The sequence below is a fragment of the Streptomyces sp. NPDC097981 genome (assembly GCF_040302565.1).
In the GTDB taxonomy this organism is placed as follows: domain Bacteria; phylum Actinomycetota; class Actinomycetes; order Streptomycetales; family Streptomycetaceae; genus Streptomyces.
In genome coordinates this window covers 1-1,907 of sequence record NZ_JBEORW010000165.1, presented here as the reverse complement: position 1 = coordinate 1,907, position 1,907 = coordinate 1, and the positions used below count along the sequence as shown (strand labels likewise).

The 1,907-nt window shown below is 72.2% G+C and carries 1 protein-coding gene; it reads left to right on the top strand.

The window, feature by feature from the left end:
* Positions 1-1,907, top strand: a 1,907-nt coding sequence (locus ABTY04_RS40800) for an acyltransferase domain-containing protein (protein WP_352218486.1), incomplete at both ends; no start/stop codon positions are given.

The window sequence follows — 1,907 nt, the reverse complement described above, 5'->3', positions numbered from 1 at the left end:
GTCGACGCCCCGTCGCCTCAGGTGGAGTGGGAGGACGGCGACGTCAGCCTGCTGACGGAGGCGGTGGACTGGCCGGAGACCGGCCGCCCGCGCCGGGCGGGCATCTCGTCGTTCGGTATCAGCGGCACCAACGCGCACACCATCATTGAGCAGCCCCCGACCGCCCCGGAGCGTGCGGAAGCGCCCGCGGAGGCCACGCCGCTGCCGGTCGTGCCCTGGGTGCTGTCGGCGAAGGGCGAGGACGCCCTCCGGGCGCAGGCACGCCGGCTCCAGGCACACGTACTGGCGGCGCCGGACGTGCGCCCGGTCGACGTCGCGTGGTCGCTGACGGCCAACAGGGCCTCCTTCGAGGACCGCGCGGCCGTGGTGGCCGCGGACCGGGACGGCCTGCTGGCCGCACTGGAGGCGCTGGCTGAGGGCCGCTCCACGCCGGGCGTGTTGACGGGCTCGCCGGTCGGCGGGAAGCTCGCCTTCCTCTTCACCGGGCAGGGCAGCCAGCGGCTCGGCATGGGCCGTGAGCTGTACGAGGCCCAGCCGGCGTTCGCGGCCGCGCTGGACGCGGTCTGCGAGCGGCTCGAACTGCCGCTGAAGGACGTCCTGTTCGGGGCGGACGCGGCTGTTCTGGACCGTACGGAGTACGCGCAGCCGGCGTTGTTCGCGGTCGAGGTGGCGCTGTTCCGGCTGCTGGAGTCGTGGGGTGTGAAGCCGGACTTCCTGGCCGGTCACTCCATCGGTGAGATCGCGGCGGCGCACGTCGCCGGGGTGCTGTCGCTGGACGACGCGTGCACGCTTGTCGCTGCTCGTGGCCGTCTGATGCAGGCCCTGCCGTCCGGTGGCGTGATGATCGCGCTCCAGGCCTCCGAGGACGAGGTCCTGCCGCTGCTGACCGAGCGCGTGAGCATCGCGGCCGTCAACGGTCCGCAGTCGGTGGTCGTCGCTGGCGACGAGGACGCGGCGATGGCCGTGGTCGAGGCGTTCGCCGACCGGAAGCACAAGCGGCTGACCGTGAGCCACGCGTTCCACTCGCCGCACATGGACGGCATGCTGGAGGACTTCCGCCAGGTGGTGGCAGGCCTGACGTTCAATGCACCCCGCATCCCGGTGGTCTCCAACCTGACCGGCGCGCTCGTCTCGGACGAGATGGCCTCTGCCGAGTTCTGGGTCCGGCACGTCCGCGACGCCGTCCGCTTCCTCGACGGCATGCGCGCCCTGGAGGCCGCGGGGGTCACCACGTACCTCGAACTCGGTCCGGGAGGCGTGCTCTCGGCCATGGGCCAGGAGTGCGTGACCACCGACGGAGTTGCCTTCGTACCGGTGCTGCGCGCCGGGCGTCCCGAGACCGAGACGGTGGTCGCGGCAGTGACGCAGGCTCATGCTCGAGGCCTTGAAGTGAACTGGCAGGCCTTCTATGCCGGTTCGGGTGCCCGCTACGCTGAGCTCCCGACGTACGCCTTCCATCGGCAGCGCTACTGGCTGCCGATGGCGGGAGCGACGCGGAGCGGCGCCGCCGACGAGGTGGACTCCCGCTTCTGGGAGGCCGTGGAGCGCGAGGACCTGGAGTCGCTCGCCGCCACGCTGGACATGGACGACGCGAACGCCTGGGACAAGGTGCTGCCGGCGCTGCCGACCCTCTCGGCCTGGCGTCGCGGCCTGCGGACCCAGTCCGAGGTGGACCGCTGGCGTTACCGGGTGTCGTGGAAGCCGCTGACGGATGCGGCGGGCTCTGGTGCGCGGCTGTCGGGCTCGTGGCTGCTGGTCGTCCCCGCCGGTGGCGTGGATGACACCGTTGTGGCGGATGCGCTGGCGGGGGGCGGCGCTGCGGTTCGGCGGGTTGTTGTCGAGCCGGGTATGGACCGTGCTGCTCTGGCTGGGTTGTTGTCCGGTGTGGGTGCCGCCGCTGGTGTGGT